Source organism: Sinorhizobium sp. NFACC03, from assembly GCF_900103435.1.
Taxonomy (GTDB): domain Bacteria; phylum Pseudomonadota; class Alphaproteobacteria; order Rhizobiales; family Rhizobiaceae; genus Ensifer.
This window is the reverse complement of the sequence record NZ_FMXF01000016.1, coordinates 91,901-108,697: the sequence shown is the minus strand read 5'-3', so window position 1 is coordinate 108,697 and position 16,797 is coordinate 91,901. Positions and strand designations below refer to the sequence as shown.

At 60.2% G+C, this 16,797-nt stretch carries 15 protein-coding genes and 1 pseudogene (1 of these 16 running past the window's edge); 2 read left to right on the top strand and 14 right to left on the bottom strand.

Features of this window, described 5'->3' with window-relative positions; genetic code table 11:
• Positions 1-4 precede the first annotated feature (4 nt).
• Genes virB9 through BLU35_RS20050 form a run of 11 tightly spaced genes read right to left on the bottom strand, consistent with a single transcriptional unit; the run spans position 5 to position 7,910 of the window.
• Positions 5-859, bottom strand: coding sequence for a P-type conjugative transfer protein VirB9 (virB9, locus tag BLU35_RS20100; protein WP_093234284.1), 855 nt, complete (start codon positions 857-859; stop codon positions 5-7).
• On the bottom strand, positions 859-1,530 hold the full coding sequence (locus BLU35_RS20095) for a VirB8 family type IV secretion system protein (RefSeq protein ID WP_093234232.1): 672 nt from the start codon (positions 1,528-1,530) through the stop codon (positions 859-861). Before BLU35_RS20095 ends, virB9 begins: the two co-directional genes overlap by 1 nt.
• A gap of 4 nt (positions 1,531-1,534) precedes the next feature.
• On the bottom strand, positions 1,535-1,828 hold the full coding sequence (locus tag BLU35_RS36195) for a hypothetical protein (RefSeq protein ID WP_093234231.1): 294 nt from the start codon (positions 1,826-1,828) through the stop codon (positions 1,535-1,537).
• Complete coding sequence (locus BLU35_RS20085) at positions 1,825-2,754, bottom strand: TrbL/VirB6 family protein (protein WP_093234230.1); 930 nt, start codon at positions 2,752-2,754, stop codon at positions 1,825-1,827. The genes BLU35_RS36195 and BLU35_RS20085 overlap by 4 nt, the downstream gene beginning before the upstream one ends.
• Positions 2,755-2,757: 3 nt before the next feature.
• Positions 2,758-2,988: an EexN family lipoprotein gene (locus tag BLU35_RS20080; protein ID WP_093234229.1), complete on the bottom strand. Its 231-nt coding sequence runs from the start codon at positions 2,986-2,988 to the stop codon at positions 2,758-2,760.
• Positions 2,985-3,680, bottom strand: a complete 696-nt coding sequence (gene virB5 / locus BLU35_RS20075; RefSeq protein WP_093234228.1) for a P-type DNA transfer protein VirB5 — start codon at positions 3,678-3,680, stop codon at positions 2,985-2,987. The genes BLU35_RS20080 and virB5 overlap by 4 nt, the downstream gene beginning before the upstream one ends.
• Positions 3,680-6,082, bottom strand: coding sequence for a VirB4 family type IV secretion/conjugal transfer ATPase (locus tag BLU35_RS20070; protein WP_286161566.1), 2,403 nt, complete (start codon positions 6,080-6,082; stop codon positions 3,680-3,682). Before BLU35_RS20070 ends, virB5 begins: the two co-directional genes overlap by 1 nt.
• Positions 6,054-6,377 (bottom strand): VirB3 family type IV secretion system protein, encoded by a 324-nt coding sequence (locus BLU35_RS20065; RefSeq protein ID WP_093234283.1) that lies wholly within the window; start codon positions 6,375-6,377, stop codon positions 6,054-6,056. Before BLU35_RS20065 ends, BLU35_RS20070 begins: the two co-directional genes overlap by 29 nt.
• Positions 6,378-6,399: 22 nt before the next feature.
• Positions 6,400-6,699, bottom strand: a complete 300-nt coding sequence (locus tag BLU35_RS20060) for a TrbC/VirB2 family protein (RefSeq protein WP_093234226.1) — start codon at positions 6,697-6,699, stop codon at positions 6,400-6,402.
• The gene (locus BLU35_RS20055; protein ID WP_093234225.1) at positions 6,696-7,367 is read right to left on the bottom strand and encodes a lysozyme family protein; all 672 of its coding nucleotides are present in this window, start codon (positions 7,365-7,367) and stop codon (positions 6,696-6,698) included. The genes BLU35_RS20060 and BLU35_RS20055 overlap by 4 nt, the downstream gene beginning before the upstream one ends.
• A 3-nt stretch (positions 7,368-7,370) precedes the next feature.
• Complete coding sequence (locus tag BLU35_RS20050) at positions 7,371-7,910, bottom strand: hypothetical protein (RefSeq protein ID WP_093234282.1); 540 nt, start codon at positions 7,908-7,910, stop codon at positions 7,371-7,373.
• 89 nt (positions 7,911-7,999) lie between these two features.
• Here BLU35_RS20050 and BLU35_RS20045 point away from each other — a divergent pair, with 89 nt between their 5' ends.
• A complete protein-coding gene (locus BLU35_RS20045; RefSeq protein ID WP_093234224.1) occupies positions 8,000-8,371 on the top strand; it encodes a helix-turn-helix domain-containing protein in 372 nt (123 codons plus the stop codon).
• 41 nt (positions 8,372-8,412) lie between these two features.
• A pseudogene (locus BLU35_RS36190) lies at positions 8,413-8,681 on the top strand (DUF6088 family protein); the annotation flags it as partial.
• Positions 8,682-8,760: 79 nt separating this feature from the next.
• Here the strand turns inward: BLU35_RS36190 and BLU35_RS20035 are convergent.
• The 3 genes from BLU35_RS20035 to BLU35_RS20025 form a co-directional block, all read right to left on the bottom strand.
• A complete protein-coding gene (locus BLU35_RS20035; protein WP_093234223.1) occupies positions 8,761-10,071 on the bottom strand; it encodes an HlyD family type I secretion periplasmic adaptor subunit in 1,311 nt (436 codons plus the stop codon).
• An 11-nt stretch (positions 10,072-10,082) separates the two neighbouring features.
• Positions 10,083-11,759: a type I secretion system permease/ATPase gene (locus BLU35_RS20030; protein WP_210185149.1), complete on the bottom strand. Its 1,677-nt coding sequence runs from the start codon at positions 11,757-11,759 to the stop codon at positions 10,083-10,085.
• A gap of 148 nt (positions 11,760-11,907) precedes the next feature.
• Positions 11,908-16,797: the 3' end of a tandem-95 repeat protein gene (locus BLU35_RS20025; RefSeq protein WP_176907334.1), read on the bottom strand. 23,409 nt of this gene lie beyond the right edge of the window; the window shows 4,890 of its 28,299 coding nt (coding positions 23,410-28,299); its start codon lies off the right edge, out of view — the gene reads right to left on this strand; its stop codon occupies positions 11,908-11,910.

Genomic DNA, 16,797 nt, shown 5'->3' with positions numbered 1-16,797 from the left:
CCTCCTATTGCGCCGCGGCAATATCGCCCGGCACGACACGCTCGACCGAGGGCGAAGTTGTGCTGGTATCGGGTTTGACGCCGGCCTGGTCGTAGGCTTCATTGAAGACGCAGAGCACCTCCGTTCCCCTCCGCAGGACGAACTTCCGGCCAATCGCATGAACGAGGACCAGATTGCCGTCGACGGATTTGGTTATCAGGCTTTCGCTACCATCTGAGTTCTCGATGTAGATCGCCGGCATTTCTTGATTGCCGACGAAGGCAAAGGTTGTCACTTTCCCATTGTCGTAGACCGCTTGGGGTTCGAGCGCTTGGGAACCTTGTGCTGAGTAACGCCAGTTTCGCGGTCCATAGGCTTCGTGGAGCGCCAGAACGTTGTCGACCGCCTTCGCCTGTGCCGCAAGCGCCCGCGCCGCGGCCGCCTCGCGCCGGCGTTCCGCTTCGTCTGCCGGATAACGGTACTTGACGTAGAAGTAAGTTTGTTGGCCGACCTCCACTTCTCCATCGCGTACGGTCAGTTCCATCTGATAGCTGCGGGTCGACCCGTCGCGCCGGGCAGTTACGACCGAAATGTTGGTTACCGGCTGGTTCTCGCGTGGTTTCAGGAACAGGATGTTGCCGGCCGGCGCCACCTCCCAGGCAATGCTGTTCCCCAGGGCGACATGGGCAATCTCCTCGTCGGGCGCGAATTCGACCTGCACCGATGACCGAAGCGAACCGATAATGCGGGTGATGTTGTAGGGCTGGTAATCGACAAAACGCACGCGACTGTCCTGTGGCGCGCCGCGTGGAATTTCGAGTGCGAACGCGGTGGACACCGACCCTGCCAGGAAAAGAGTGAAAATCGTCGCAGTGCGGATCAATTGATGGCCTCCGGGTCGGCTCGGTATTCGCTGACAGCGAAACCGAGCGGGTTCACCAGCCGATCGGTGGATGACATCGGCGCGTTCACATAGGAAAATGTGAGTGTTGCGACCCAGTGCGTGGTCCTAATCTCCTCCCCGCGCGTAATCGTGCGCATGTAGCGGACCGAGACGACAGTCGGGTTGATTAACGAGATCGAAGCGATGTTGATGCGCGCCGTGGCGCTGCGCCCATATGAGTTTTGCGGCGACTCTGGATTGCTACCGCGATAGATCGCCGAGAACCGCGTCTGCTCCGGCTGGGTGGATAGGAGCGCGACCGTGCGGAAATTCACCTCAGCCTCACTCCAGGTATAGCCTTCACGCGCACGGACATACTTTGCCGCAAAGTATTTGGTCACGGCCTCATCATAGTTACCGGCCGTCGATGTCAGGGCCGACACGACGTCGACGATGCCCGTCGAGTTATCAACGCGCACGACAAATGGTTCCACTGTCTTCAGCGGTGTCAAACCTGCGACGGCGGCGACTGAGGCTCCAGCAAGAATGCCGGCAACGATGGCCACCCGCCAGGCAACACGGGCCGAGCGTTCGACCTCGAATATCCGCTCCTGGTCGAAGCGCCGCGCCTTTTCGAAATAGGCTTTGAGTTCGTCTTTCCTCACCATGGCATTACCCTTCGCAAGGACTGTAGGATGCGGCGAAATCCAAAAGGGCCAATGAGGATGGGTCCTCATCTTCTTCGGCATAGGCCGTGACCGTGCGCGCCGCCATAGCAGACCGTGCGTCCGAATGCGTTCGCTTGAAGTTGCTATTCTCCCACTGCCACATCGAGCGATTGAGCGGCCGGCGCGAGTAGCCGTCGCATTTAGGGAGCGGATAGGTCATGGATGCGCAGGCGCTTAAGGTTGCAGCCACGCAAAGCAGCGGGAAAGCTCTGAGTTTTGGTCGCGTGAAGGGCGTCATGATCCAGTCCCTTTTGAGAATAGGGTTCGCCCGGCGGCCCTCACAGTTCGGCCGGTGACACGGGTCCGAGACGCACCCCAGGCAAGCGCACTCTCGCGGGCGCGCTCGGCACCATAGCTGTAGGTCAATGAAGCGCCACCGGCGGCCAACGCCGCGGCGATGTTCGGGAGCTGATAGAAGACATAGAGTGCGGCTAGGCAAACGGCGCAAAGCGCGGTCGGTCGCATCAGCAAATCGCTATACCCTTCGACCGCTGTGAAAGTGGTGTCGATGCAATTGATCAGCAGCGAACCGACGGCGACGACGAGGACTTGGAGGATCACGAAATTTGCGAGTTGCCCGATCCATCCCTCGGTAAAGCGCCGGGTTGACTGGAACATTGCGAACGCCACGAAGATCGGGCCGATCGCCAGAACAATGGCAAGGGCCAGTCGGGCATATAGCGAGACGACATAACCGATTGCCGCGACAAAAAAGCTCGCGCCGATGACCATCATACCTCCGAACGAGGTAACCATGTCGACGGGCCAGGAGGCGCGCTTCCAAATCTCAGTGGCAGTGGCATGGCCCTTATCGAGTAAACTATCGAAGGTCGACGCACTCGGCGCTTTGCCGGTATTCAGGGCCTGCGAAATCTCGCGCGGCAGGACGTCGAAGAAGACGTGCGCGACATAGGTCTGATAGGCGCTCGTGTTTTTCACCAGCGCAACAATGATCGCAAGTTTAATCCCTCGATAGGCGAAGTCGAGGATCGGCTCTTGGACCGAGCCTCGAAGGACGAGGTAGCCGTAGAGAACGACATAGAGGGTCACCGCCGCCGTCAAAGGGCCCGAGGCCCATTGGGAGATGTTCGACGTTCCGTCGGAAATGAAGGTCTCCAGGGGAGTCTTGAACTGCTCGTCGACGAAGCTAAACACTTGGTACATGGCTCAGCCTCCCAATGCTTTCTGCATATTCAGGAGACGCAGCTTGAAGTCGGCAGCCTCAGCGTTCCGGCAGTTTGCCGTATTGTGAAGCCCCCCGGTATTATTGCGGCACTTGGTAATGGTGTCGGAAAGAAACCCTTCGTTGGCTACGAGTTCGTCGACAGTGTAGGTTCGTTCGGTTTGCTCCGAACAACCGACCAAAAGGGCCGTGAGAAGAACGAAGGCTGTCCTCATTGCAAGGCCTCCTTCATCGCATCCATGCGCCTGCGCCAGTCCTCGGCCTTGCGCTGTTCATCAACCTGCGCCTGTGCCTGTTGCACCATGCGAAGAGCGTCCATGCGCAACACATCGGCTTGAAGGAATGCGGTTTCGACCTGGAGCCGCGCCTGAAGGTCGGCGATGTCCTTGGCGTCGCTTGCAGTCGAAATCTTTTGGCGAAGCTGGTCGATACCGTCGATGCGCTTGGTCGCCGCATCGTAAATCTGCTGGCCGAGGCTCATTTGACCGGCGTTCTTTTTCTGGATGCGCGAAAGCTCTTGCGCGTAAAAGTCACCGGCGTTGGTCTGATAGCTGGAATTGACCCCAAGGAACGTTGAGGCGGAGTCTCGGTATGCGCCGGTGCCATTGCCGTTCAGCAGACTTTCGACGGCATTAAAGTCCGAGGGCAGAGCTTTACGGATCCCCGGATCATTGAGGGCGCTTACGACGTCAGCCATGTCGGTGAGCTTATTTAGCGACCCATAGAGCTGCTGGGCCTGTTTGATCTGCTGGTTCAACGCGTCGAGTTGCGACTTGAGTTGGGCAATGCTCTCGATTTGTTTGGCGATCGCCGTCCGGTCGATGACCGGAATTCCTTGCCCGGATGCAGTTTCGATCGTTAGGATGAGAACAACGGCAACCGCCGCCATCGGTCGATAGCAAGCCATCAGCTTGTACTCCTTCTTTCCTGGAAAACGGGAAGCCAGTCGTTCGGCCGGTCACCAACCCGCGCTCGGATCGCATCGGCAAGTTCGACATTTGCGGTCCGACCGGACAGAATGGCGAGCTCTTCGTCTAAGCCATCAAGGTTGAGTTCAGCGACGACGCTATTGTGTCCCTGCTTCAGCACGAACCGACGGCTCTCGACGGAAAGCTCGCGTGCGATCAGTTCGTATTCGTGCTCTGTGAGTTTGAAGCCATCGACATAGTCGGCGTGATGACCACGCGAATTCGGGAGAAAAATCTGTGTCGGGCATTGCTCGATGATCGTGTGCGCGATTGGTGAGACGAGCACATCGCGCGGGCTTTGCGTTGCGAACAACATCAAGCCGTTCTGCTTGCGGATCGTCTTGAGCTTGTTCTGGGCGAGATCGCGAAAGCCTTCGTCCTGAAGCGCCTTCCAGAACTCGTCGATGACGATGATGATCCGCCGGCCGTCGATCAGTTGCTCGACCCGATGGAAGAGGTAGGCCATGAGGGGCGTGCGGATCTCCTCGTTATCGAGGAAGTCGGTCATGTCATAGCCGACCAAATTACCGCCGAAGCCAAACGCGCCAAAGCCGACGTCGTCGTTCACATTGTCGAAGACCCAGCCAAGTAGCCCTCCTTTCTCCCACCGTCGCAGCTTGGCCGCGATGCCTTCCGGATCGGTATTATCGAGAAAAGTTCTGAGCGCGCCGATCGTGCGGCTGTCCACGGGCAGATCGGCAAGGCCATCGATTGCTAAGGCAATGTCGCGGAGCTCGGTCACCGTCAGTTCCCGTGTCGATGAAGCGACGAGTTTGCCGACCCAGCGCGTCAGGAACATCTTGTTTTCCGGAGTCAGCTCGAGGGCTTTCAGAGGAGCGCAGCCAGTCGGGACGCCGTTCTTGAACGGAAGGTAGGTGCCGCCAGCGGCGCGCACGTAAAGATCGGCGCCCCTGTCCTTGTCAAAGAACACCACGTGGGGATCATGCTTTTCGAGCTGTGAGAGTAAAAAGTTGAGGAGGACCGTCTTCCCGGCGCCCGACGGTCCGCAGACGAAGGTGTTACCGAGATCGCCATAGTGAAGATTGAAGTAGTATGGCGCCCCTGATGGCGTTTTTAGCAGGGCGACGGCAGGTCCCCATTCGTTGCCGTCCGGCTGACCGATCGGATACGAATGGAAAGGCGACAGAGCAGCAAAGTTCCGAGACGTGATCGCCCCGGACCGGGCACGATAGCGGAAGTTGCCGGGCAGTTGCGCCCACCAGGCCGCCTCGAGACCGAGATCTTCTCGTGCCACTACGGCGCCGCCACTGGTCAGACTTGTACGGGCTTTGGCGAGATTGTCGGTCAGTTGCTTCAGTGAGCCCGCAAAGACCGATAGGGTAATGTGATGCTCGCCCAGAACGAACCGGTTTGACTCCAGATCGTCCATGGCATCGTCCAGCTCGTCGATCTGCGAGGCCGCCTTGTCGCCGCTGCTGATCATCTGGTTCTGCTTGCGCCCCATAATGGCGCGCGCGTCAGCCTTAGAGATGAAGGAGAAGGATTGTGACAAGATAAGTTCGAAGGGGCTGGTGAGCACGGCGTCAAGCATCCCGGTTTTGGTGCGTGCGGGATATTCCTTGAAGCTGAGCATGCCGACGTACCGGCTTTCCGCCTCATGCCGGATTTCGATCGTTTCACGTCCGACGATGACGCGGTCGGAATAAATCGCCGATGCAATGCGCCCCTCGGTTAAAGGAACCGGCTCTCGGCGGCCGCCGACGAGTTCATGCAGTACCTCACTTGGTTCCGAAAAGAGCAGACCATCGTGGTCCCGCAGAGACAGCACACGGGGTTCGAAGCGTTTCAACGCGGCTGTGACATCGACGAGCCTGTCATGAAGGTGCTTCAGGGCGTCATCATCAAGCTCGCCGCCAAATTGACGAGCTCGCCGGAGGCGAGACATCAATTTTGCGGCGATATCACCAGGAATTCGGGCCGGAGACCAGATGAGAGTGAGATAGAGGTCGTTGCGGAATAACTCCTCACGAACCATGCGCTCACGATACTTGTCATTGAGCGTGCTCGAAAACGGCGTCGCGAAGGTCCCTGCCGGATAGTTGTCGTCACGACGGCGGATAAGATGGGTCCACAGGGCAAGCCGTTCGTCGGCGATGTTGCGGTAAAGTGTATTTAGGTCGCGGTGAAGGGCGTTAAGATCGAGAACGTCTGCGGTCTCGAATGAGACGCCCTCCAGTGCGATCATAACCATCAGCGCCCGAGATTCGAGCGCTATCGTCGGCCCATCGACGTGACGGATATAGGGAATATGGGTCTCCGGACCGAGTTCGCGAGACCGAAGTGTGGCGATGTTAAGCAAATCCGAGGTCCCTTTCGTCATGCCGCCGGGTCAGCCTAAGCGGCGAGAGCGTGGCGCCGCCCCAATAGGTACCGTTACGGGTCCGGCCGCGTGTTCCGACCCAGGCAAGCAGGATCCGAAATAGGTTGTGGTCGTGTGTGACGAGCGCGCGAAACACGAGATGAAACACGCCACCGACGAGGGCGTAAGCGATCGATCCTGCGACGATGAAGAGGATGGTCGTGAGCATGATGTTTATGCCCATGGCCTCCATCGTCACACCGGCAATCATCGCGGGGCGGGTGCAGGCGATGAATAGCGTGTCTTCCTCGAGCATTGAGCGCGAGGACACCACGGCGTCAGCCGCCAACGATGGTGTTCACAAGCTCGGTGGCGCCGAAGATGCCACCGATACCGATGATCCAGAAACCTGCCTTTCTGAGATCCATGTAGCCGAACATCCAAGCGATAGAGATCATGATCACCGCAATGACGGCGAGCAGTTTGGCAATGTTACCAGTCAGCATGTCGACGATATTTTGCAGGACAGTCTCAATGCCGGCCGCCTGCGCGAACGCGGGCTCGACCGTGCAGACCACGACAGCAACTGCCACCAGGGTCGAAGCGGCTACAGGGCGGATACGGAAACTGAAGGTCATTCACTTTGCTCCGGTTGATTGTTCTGAAACAGGAGGACGGAGGACCGTCCTCTCGAATTGAAGACATCCCAGATCGGCACGGACGCCGACCGATCAGTTGATCGTTCACCTTTAGGGTCTTCAACAACTCCGTCGGCCGAGGCCAGCGCAGCTGGACGCCTCCGCTGCCCCCCAACACCGATCGTCAGTGCTGCGAGGTTTTCGCTCAGTCGCTTGATCTCCTGGCGGACCTGCTCGTCGTATTTGACCATTGCGCCGATGGAGGCATCGTCGCGCCCATAGTAGGATTGAAGCATCACACGCTCGGCCCGTTCTGCGTCGGCGCCGGCCTTCACCGCGAGCCGGTAATACCCGTCAAGCAGGTATGCGGTCGCCTGCAGGTTGAGGCATGGGTCAAACGCGTCGGAAATCGAGAGTTTTAGCTTTCGAAGTTCTTCGACGCCGATACCGCCAAGACCGAGTTGGATGTCTTGCTTCTCTAAAGCGCGTATAGAGGCGATCTCAATCGCTTCAGCCTTGGTTGTGGGCTGTTTTGAAAGTGGTGCCCCGCTATTGACCCGGATGGCCAAGGGCGCGAACTCGCTTTCGAGACTGACGACGCCGGCGAGGATTTCGACCGCGACGTTTGGCGCGCAGGTCTGCGCAAGATCGATGAAGGTACTAGGCATGGGTCAGTACCAGACCCGTTGCTTGCCGACACCCTCGATGATCACGTCGATGTAGTGTGGATGATGACGTACATTCGGACGGGTGGTAACCTGGGCGATGCATTGAAGGCGACCGCCCTGTCGTTTCCATTGCTGCGAAACAACAGCCCCTTGAACACCCGCCTGGCCCTTGCGTCCGAATGAGCAATATTCGTCGCTCACTCGCTTGTGGATGGTCGACACGCAGGTGGCACTTCGCCCGCGCGGCTCGAATGAACCGGTCAGCCGATAACCATCATCGCAGTAGTACGGCTCGTAACCGGTACCTGAACTGCTAAACCCTACACCGCTGCAGGTCGGAAAGGATTTGCCTTTTGCAAGCCACCGCCAGAGCTTTTGGATCGGCGGTCGGCACGCACTGTACTGCATGGGGCTGCCGGGGTTGGAAAGGCACAGGATAACCTGGCATCCCCAATCGCTTGCACGCGCTTTATCGTCGAAAACGAGCGCAAATGAAGTTACGCTGGCGGCAGCAACAAATGCCCTTACCAGAGAGTTTTTCATGCACACCGTCCTTCTCTTGTATGACACCGCCCCAGAGTTTTCCTTAACTCGAACCCACTTAAACTGACTCATACACGATAGTTAAATAGATGACAAGCGCACACAACGCCCAATGGCAGAGCCAATTGTTTTCGGCCTTTGCCCTCCAGGAAATCCTCGATAATCCGGTCGAAGGTGAAACGCCGCAATCGCGATTGAAGCAAATCGGCATGATGACGGTGCTCTACATGATGCATCAGCGCCACGAGCAGTTAACGCTCTCCAATGTCATCGAAATTACGGGTTTGACACGTAACGGGGTCAAGGAGTCTATCGACCCCCTTGTGGAGAGAGGGATATTGCGTGAGACACTCGGTAAGAATTCGATGGGACGCGGCACAGCGAGGCAGTTCGAGTTCTGCCCCGAGGTATTCGAAAGAATGAAAGCTCAGATCGGTGGCCGCAGAAGCGAAACAAAGTAGCTTGTATAAGTTACTTTTATCTGCCGACGCACGATCGCGCTGTGGCCAGGCAAGCGAAAGTTCATACGAAAACTCTGTCGCCGTCCGGCGTCTGGTCGCGCACGGATTTTCCTGGACAGTGGCACGCCGAACGCCGTCGAGAAAGCGGCTCGCGCACCGCGGCGATATTTCTCGTCCCTACCTCGATGCAATCGCGCGACCCGATAAGCTGCGCGTGCTCGTTGATGGCATGACCGCAGCCAACGACCTTGGACTGACGACGGTCGTTCCCGCGCGGTCCACAATCTATGCGGACACCTATCAGAGAACGACGAGATAGTAGCCAATGTCGGCGGCTCGAATGGAGACCGCTAGTCACAAGGCGAAATCGTGGCTGAACTCGTTCCTGATCATTGCTCGCGCATCGCATGCTCGATCTGATCGGCAAGCGGCTTCAAGAGATAGCTCAAGACCGTCCGGTCGGCTGTCGGCATCACTGCTTCGATCGGCATGCCTGGTATGAGCCTTCTTCTCCCCAGCTTCGCCTTTTCGCTGGCCGGGACCTGAATGCGAACGCGATAGAACGCAGCCCCTGTCCGTTCTTCGACCACGCTCGACGGCGACACCTGAATGACGCGACCGAAGATCTCCGGCGTGGTGCGCTCATGGAAGGCGGGAAAACGCACGACCGCCCGGCGATCAAGAGTAATTTCGTCCACGGAACGTGTATCGGCATTGACCTCGATCTCCAGGTCGCCATCGGTTGGAATAATCTGCATGATCGCCTGGCCCTGCTGGATGACGCCGCCGATTGTGTGCATTGCGAGCTCGTGGATGATTCCGTCGATCGGAGAGCGGATGGTGGTGCGCTGCAACTGAAGGTCGGTCGCAAGGATCTGTTGCTGCATCTCGTCGATCTTGGCCTCGACCTCCTCGAGTTCCAGGGTGTTCTTCTCCCGCATCTGCTTGTCGACCTGTGCGCGGGCGATCTCGGCTTCGGAGATCGAATTTTCCAGGCGGGCGATTTCGCCAGCCTGTTCGGCGATCTGGCCCCGCAGATCGGCGGTCGCGCGGTCGATACCGAGAAGCTGGTTTCGGGGCGCCGCTTCCTGTTCGACCAGCCGCTGCAACGATGCCCGCTCCTGTTCGTAGACCTCGATCTGCCGGTGCTTCTCACGCCGCAATCCCTCGGTCCCTTCGATCTGGTTGCGCAACTGCGCGATCTTCTCATCGTATTGACTGATCTCGCCGTCCCGGGTCTGGCGGCGCACCCGCATGAGGATGCGCTGCTGTTCCATGGCGGGCTCGATGTCCGTCAGCTGAAACCGTTCGATGTCGATCGCGCGCGGAGGAGGAAACTCGACCTTGCTGTCCAGCTCCGCCAGCAACCGTGCCCGGCGCACAAATGCGTCGCGCAATCTGCCGCGATAGATCGCAAGGTTCGCCGCAATCGTCGTACTGTCGAGCTCAATCAGCACGTCGTCCTTGTGCACGGCATCACCGGCCGAGATATGGATCGCCTTAACGATGCCCCCGTCGGCATGCTGGACCGTTTTCGGTTTGCCCTGAATGTCGACGGTTCCTTGCGCGATGACAGCGCCGGAAACCTCTGCAAAATAGGCCCAGGCAAGGCTGCCGCCGAACAGGAAAGCGATGAGCGACAGGCCGAGAATTGCCGGTCCGCGGAAATTGGTAGAAGGCGCTTTGGTCTCGTTGTTCATTCCTGTTGTCCTCAGGCCACCCGCGTTACCTTGCGCAACACTTCCGCCTTCTCCCCGAACTCGAGGCAGCGGCCTTCCTTCAGCATCAGGATCTTGTCGACCGCCGCGATCGCACTTGGGCGGTGAGCCATCACGACGACGACGCAACCGGCCTCACGGAGCTTGAGGATAGCCTCTGACAGCGCCGCGTCGCCGTCGGCGTCAAGGTTGGAGTTCGGTTCGTCGAGTACGATCAGCCGCGGCTTGCGGAAGATAGCGCGGGCAAGCGCGACGCGTTGCCTTTGCCCCCCGGTCAAAGGCGTGATGCCGTTGTCGACCGCCGTGGCATAGCCGTCCGGAAGGGAAAGGATCATTTCATGCACGCCCGCAAGCTTCGCCGCCTCAACGATGTCGTCGTGGCGCGCATTCTGATCAAATCGGCTGATGTTTTGCGCGATTGATCCCGAGATGAGATCAAACGATTGAGGCAGATAGCCGATATGAGGACCGATGCGTTCGCCGCCCCATTGGTCGAAGGTTGCGCCGTCAATGCGCACGGCCCCTTGATCGGGCATCCACACGCCGACCAGAAGCCGGGCTAGCGAAGACTTGCCGGAAGCCGAAGCCCCGATCACACCAAGGCCGTCACCCGGTTTCAGCGCAAAGCTCACGCCGGCGACAATCGGGCGGTTTTCGCGGCGGCCGCCAAGAGCGGGTGCGAATTTCGTGACGTTGTCAAAGAGGATATTGCCGACCGGCGGCGGCAGTTCGACCACGGCTTTCGATGGCTGGGCGGCATTGCGGGCCATGAAATCCTTGAGCCTCGAATAAGCGAGCCGCGAGCGCTTCAGTTGCTTCCAGCCGCCGATAAATTGGTCAATCGGGGCCAGCGCCCTCCCCGACAGAATGGACGAGGCAACGATCGCTCCGCCACTCAGTTCCTGCTTGATCACAAGATAGGCGCCAAGCGCCAGGATCGCCGATTGCAGGAACATGCGGAACGCCTTCGACAGCGCTGTCAGGAATTCTGCCTTCTCCGATACTTCCTGCATGGCGCCGAGCGCTTCGGCCCGAAGTCCGCGCCAGTAGCGTCCGGTACTGCCGACCATACCCATGGCGACGATGCTGTCGGCATTGCGGAAGGTTTCGTCAGAAAACCGGTTCTCAGCCATTTCCATGACCGATGCGCGCTGCGTGCCTCGCCCTGTCAGCCACTCATTGGCGACGGCGATGATCGTGACGACCACCGCGCCGGCGGTGGCAAGCAGGCCAAGATCGAAATGCAGCAGGAAAACGACGACAAGATAGACCGGAAACCAGGGCAGGTCGAAAAGAACGATGAAGGCGGGGCTACCGAGAAGACCCCGGATATTGGCAAGGTCCGTCACCGGTTTATAACCGGGCGCCTGTGCCCCTCCCTGCCGCTCGATCCAGTTCTCAAAGACCGGCCGCGCCAGCCGATCGTCGATCCAGTGGGAAATGCGCGAGAGGATACGGGCTCTCAGAAAGTCGAAGAGCGCCATCATCCCATAAAGTGCGATGACAAACGCCAGCAAAGTGACCAGCGTCGGGATCGACTGGCTGGAAAGAACACGGTCGTAGACCTGCAGCATGAAGAGCGGCCCGGTCAACATCAGGATGCTGACGATGCCGCTCAGCGCTGCGGCCGCGATAAACCCCTTGCGCACGCCCTTGACGGCCTCAGTCACGGCGGACTCCCCCGCCCCGGACCCCGGTCTTTTCTGCATCAATTCCTACTCGCCCCAGTACCTTTAAACAAGAAGGGCGGGCCAACCGTCCGTCGCTTCCATGTCCGTCGCCCGTGCTGCCGCCAAACCTCGGGTTCGGCAGGCGGCATCAGTAAAATGTGAAGCTGTCCCGGTCGAGCGCGGCAAGCCGCGTGCCGCTCAGGAACAGCTCGTCCCCGTTTCCAAAGTCCAGAAGAACGCCGCCGTTCTGCTCCTGCGCATGCGCAAGCAGATCGTCGAAATCATCGATACCCTCGATGTCGAGACTGATGCGGTCGCCGTTGCGTGTCTGATAGTCGGCAATCCTGTCGGACCCGTCCCCGTTGGAGAACAGGAACTCGTCCCGTCCGGCGCCGCCATAGAGCGTATCGTTGCCCCTGCCGCCGGAAAGGATGTCGTTTCCGGATCCGGCAAACAACTGGTCGTCGCCGAGACCACCGTCGAGGATGTCGTCGCCCGACAGCGAATAGAGCAGATCATTGCCGGCGCCACCCATCAATCGGTCGTCGCCGAAGAAGGAGAGCAGCGTGTCGTTGCCGCTTCCGCCTGACAGGAAACTGTTGCCGAAAATGTCGCCCAGCAACATGTCCGAGCCGTTTCCGCCGGTCTGCGTATTGTCATAGGGCGTGTCGACGACGATGGCGACGGTCGCCGTCGCCGTTTCCTTGCCGTCGCTGACGACGTAGACGAACTGGTCGTTGCCGTAATAGCCGCCCGCCGTCACGTAGGTGAAGTTGCCGTCGGCGTCCAGTTTGACCGAACCATGGCCTGCCTGGCTGTAGCCGACGATCTTCAAGGCGTCGCCGTCAGCATCCGTATCGTTGGCAAGCAACCGATCGCCGTCGATCGTCAGTGGCGCGCCACTGCGAACCTTGAAGCCGCTATCGTTGTTGGCGACGGGCGCCGAGTTGCCGCGCTCGAAGGTGATGCGGAAGACATCCGAATTCTGCAGGGTACCGTCGCTTGCAAGAATCTCGATATCCATGGTGCCCTGCTGGGCATAGGGTGCCGTACCGGTCAACTTCGTACCGTCGAACGTCATCCATGTCGGCAGCGCCTGGCCGTTGGCGAGCTTGGCCGCGAACTGCAGCGGGTCGCCGTCCGGGTCGGTGAAGGTCGTCGCCGGAATGTTGATCGAGAACGCCTTGCCGGTGGTGATCGTATTGTCCGGCAGCGGTGTTGCAAGCACCGGTGCATCGTTGATCGGGTTGACCGTCAACTTGAAGTAGTCGGACGCAGAAAGCGAACCGTCGGAAGCGGTCACCTTGATATCGATCGAGCCGTTGAAGTTCTCCGGCGCGCGGCCCTGCAGCCGCAGGAGCTGATGCTGGGCGGTGATCCAGCCTGGCAGCGGCGAGCCGTCGGCAAGCGTGATCGTGTAGGTCAGCGGATTGCCGTCGACATCCGAGAAGAGCCCCTGCTGGAGGGTGATGTCGAAAAGCGAATCCTCGTTGACGAAGCGATCGGAGAACGGCGCCGAAATGACCGGTGCATCGTTGACCGGATCGATGACCAGGTCGAAATCGCGGCTTGCGGTCGCCTGTCCATCGCTGACGATCAGTGTCAGCCCGATGGTGCCGAAGAAATTCGCCGGCGGCGTGCCGGTGAACCTCGGCGTCTGCGCGTCGAAGGTCAGCCAGGTCGGCAAGGACGCGCCGCCCTGGCGCGTCGCCGTGAAGCTCAGCGCATCGCCATCGAGATCGGTGGCGATATCGGTCGGCAGCGTGAAGTCGATCGCGGCGTCCTCGGCCACGTGCCGCGCCGGAATAGTGCCGATGACAGGCGCGTCATTGAGGTCTTCAAGGGGTACGACGACGGTCGCCGTATCCGTGACCTCGCCATCGCTCACCGTGTAGGTGAAGGAGAGGTCTCCCGTCACGTTCGGGCCGCGCGTCAGAACGACATTGCGGGAACCGTCGAGCGTCGCGGTCACGCCCGGGCCACCGGCAACGGCTATGACCGTCAGCGGATTACCGTCGACATCCGTGTCGTTGGTAAGCAGCGAGGCGATCGGAATGGTGATCGGCTGGCTCTGTGCGACCTGAATGACGTCGTCGGTGGCGACCGGCGCATCGTTGACGTTGGTGATGACCACCTGGAAGGCGCGCACGGCGCTCACCGTCCCGTCAGTCGCAACGACCTCGAGGTTGAGGATGCCTGCGAAATCCGGCGGCGGATCACCAAACAGGCCGCGCGTTGCCGGATCGTAGATCAGCCAGCTTGGCAAGGGTGTGCCGCCTGCGGTACGAACGGTCGTCGTCAGGGTGTCGCCGTCAATGTCGCTGAACGCGGATGCCGGCAACTGTACGGCAAGGCGTGTATCCTCGGTGCCGTTCAGCGGGCCGAAGGCGGCAACCTCCGGCGCGTCATTGACCGGCTGCAGGTTAATCGTCGCCGTCGCCGTGGCATTGCCGCCGGTGGCATCGGTGATGCGATACTCGAAGCTGACCGGTCCGTTGCGGTCGGCATTGGGGGTGAAGACCACGTTTCCGGCGCCATCGAGCGCGACCGCCCCGCCAACTGCATTGAAGACCCCGGTCAGCGAGATGTCGTGACCGTCCGGATCGCCATCGTTGCTGAGCAACTGGCTGATCGGGATGACGACGGGCTGGTCCTCACGGCCCGAGGACGTGTCGGTGGCGGCGACCGGCAGATCGTTGACCGGGCGGACGACGACCGTAAACGTGCTCGACACCCGGTCACCGGAACTGTCGCCGATCGTGTAGGTCAAGACGAAGGTGCCGTTGGCGTCCGTTGAGGGCGTGAAGCGGATCACGCCGTTCGCAAGTGTCGAAACACCCGCCCCACTTGCTCCGATGAACTCGATGGTCTCGCCGTCCGGGTGGACGTCGTTGGCAATCAGGGTCGCCGGGTCGATATCGATGAAGGTGTCTTCGTCGATTGTCCAACCGGTGTCGGGTACTGCGATCGGCAGGTCGTTGTCCGGCTGGACGGTGATTGCGACCGTGCCGGTTGCAAAGCCGCCATTGCCGTCAGCGACGCGGTAGGAGAACCCGGCATTGCCGAAGTAGTCGGCACGCGGCGTGAAGATCGCCTTGCCGCCGGCAAGCGTGACCGAACCATTGATCGGATCGAGCACGCCGACGACCGAAAGGCCGTCGCCATCGACGTCGCTGTCGTTACCGAGAAGTGCTGCAAGATCGATCTCGATCGGCCGGTCTTCCGCCGTGACATAGCCGCCGTCGGCCCGCGCCACCGGCGCATCGTTGACCGCAGCAAAATTAACCGTGATCGCATTCGTCCCGACCGTATTTCCGCGGCCATCGGTGATCCGGTAGGTGAAGGTGGCCACGCCGTTGTGGTCGCCTTCTGGCGTCAGGCTCCAGCGACCATCCGGCAGTTCGAAGGCATGGCCGTCGACGCCCTGCTGATCGATGACGACGAAGCTGAAGTCGTCACCGTCCGGATCGTAGTCGTTGCCGATGAGATCGGCGATGCGGACGATAAAGGGCACATCCTCGGTGCCGGTGAAGCTGTCGGCGACGATGACCGGCGCACGGTTGGTCGAAGCGACGTCAACGGTGACCCGGCCGGTATCGATGCCGTCGGCATCATCGGTGATCGTGTATTCGAACCAGGCTTGCCCGTCGAAATTGCGGGCGGGGGTGAAGACGATCTGGCCGTTGAGCAGTTCGACCGTGCCTTGCGCTCCGGCCCTGACGGAGACGATCCGAAGAGGATCACCATCCACGTCAAGGTCGTTCGCGAGCAGCGTCGTCGGCGAAATGACAAGAACCGTGTCCTCGACGCCGGAGACCCGGTCGTCGACCGCCACCGGCGGGTCGTTCGCGGCGATGACGTCGATGTCGACCGAGGCAGTAGCCGTGCCCTCGCGATCATCCGTGATCGTGTAGGTGAAGGTGTCCGGACCGGAATACTGGCTGTCCGGCCGGTAGGTGAAGGTGACGCCGTCGTTGCCGTCCACGTCGAGCGAAATGGTGGTGACGACGCTCGACGTACCGTCGGTCGATGTCACGTCGATGGCAAGCGTGGTCTTGGCGCCGAGCGGCGGCGTGCCATGAATTCGGCCGGTCGCCGCATCAATGGAAAGCCACGCCGGCAGTGCAGCACCTCCGCGAAGTACGGCGGAATGGCTCACCGGGCCGGACATGCCGCCAAGCGCCGGCATATCGACGGAAATTTCCGGGATATGAACGGTAAGTGTGCCTGCGGCCGGTTCACTGAACGAAACCAGGCGGATCGGATCGCCGTCGTCGTCACGGTCGTTGCCGAGGAGGTCCGCCAGCGAGAAAGAGAGGGTGCCATCTTCAGTGACGCTGAACCCATCGCTTGACGCATCCGGCTTTTCGCGTTGTGCCTCGATGTTGACGACGATGACGGCGGGCTCCGCGGAGACCGCACCCTTGATGTCGACCGCCGTGTAGGCGACCGCGACCATCCCGAAGAAATCCTCGCCGGTGATCAGCTTCAGGCGTCCGTCTTCGACCACGAGGTTGAAGCCCGAGGCTCCGCCGCTCGTTTGCGGCGCGTCGTCGACGACGAAGTCGCGGATCAGCGAGAAGGCCGGCCGACCGTCCTCGGCCGAGGCGCCCACTTCGATGCGAACCGGAATGCGACCGACATAGACCTCGGGCGCCGTGCCCGAAAGGGTGAGCGTTTCAGGGTCGAATTCCAGCCAATCCGGAAAGTAGAAGCCGGACGTCTTTTCGGCCGAAACGGTTGCATCGTCGGCCACCGGCAGGACGAAGAGACCTTGTGCCGCAAAGTAGGGATCACCGGCCAGGAGCGTGTTGATCGCCGGATCGATCGGCTGTGTCGGGTCGATCAGGAATTCGACGGCAAAACCGTTCTGCGCCGCATTCGTCGGCGTGAAGGCCGCCTGGACGCGCGCAAGGCCGTTATTGGTCGGCGGTGCAACATCCGTATAGGAGAGCTGGCGTGTCGTCGGGTTGAAGGCGAGCCATGACGGCAGGTCCTGACCCGAGGCGAGTTTTGCCGACCAGGTTCCTTCCGACTG

What these genes read in the sequence shown, in the direction of transcription:
- BLU35_RS20095 (WP_093234232.1), bottom strand. Translation starts at nt 1,530, where the DNA reads ATGGTGAGGAAAGACGAACTCAAAGCCTATTTCGAAAAGGCGCGGCGC.
- BLU35_RS36195 (WP_093234231.1), bottom strand. Translation starts at nt 1,828, where the DNA reads ATGACGCCCTTCACGCGACCAAAACTCAGAGCTTTCCCGCTGCTTTGC.
- BLU35_RS20085 (WP_093234230.1), bottom strand. Translation starts at nt 2,754, where the DNA reads ATGTACCAAGTGTTTAGCTTCGTCGACGAGCAGTTCAAGACTCCCCTG.
- BLU35_RS20080 (WP_093234229.1), bottom strand. Translation starts at nt 2,988, where the DNA reads ATGAGGACAGCCTTCGTTCTTCTCACGGCCCTTTTGGTCGGTTGTTCG.
- virB5 (WP_093234228.1), bottom strand. Translation starts at nt 3,680, where the DNA reads ATGGCTTGCTATCGACCGATGGCGGCGGTTGCCGTTGTTCTCATCCTA.
- BLU35_RS20070 (WP_286161566.1), bottom strand. Translation starts at nt 6,082, where the DNA reads ATGACGAAAGGGACCTCGGATTTGCTTAACATCGCCACACTTCGGTCT.
- BLU35_RS20065 (WP_093234283.1), bottom strand. Translation starts at nt 6,377, where the DNA reads ATGCTCGAGGAAGACACGCTATTCATCGCCTGCACCCGCCCCGCGATG.
- BLU35_RS20060 (WP_093234226.1), bottom strand. Translation starts at nt 6,699, where the DNA reads ATGACCTTCAGTTTCCGTATCCGCCCTGTAGCCGCTTCGACCCTGGTG.
- BLU35_RS20055 (WP_093234225.1), bottom strand. Translation starts at nt 7,367, where the DNA reads ATGCCTAGTACCTTCATCGATCTTGCGCAGACCTGCGCGCCAAACGTC.
- BLU35_RS20050 (WP_093234282.1), bottom strand. Translation starts at nt 7,910, where the DNA reads ATGAAAAACTCTCTGGTAAGGGCATTTGTTGCTGCCGCCAGCGTAACT.
- BLU35_RS20045 (WP_093234224.1), top strand. Translation starts at nt 8,000, where the DNA reads ATGACAAGCGCACACAACGCCCAATGGCAGAGCCAATTGTTTTCGGCC.
- BLU35_RS20035 (WP_093234223.1), bottom strand. Translation starts at nt 10,071, where the DNA reads ATGAACAACGAGACCAAAGCGCCTTCTACCAATTTCCGCGGACCGGCA.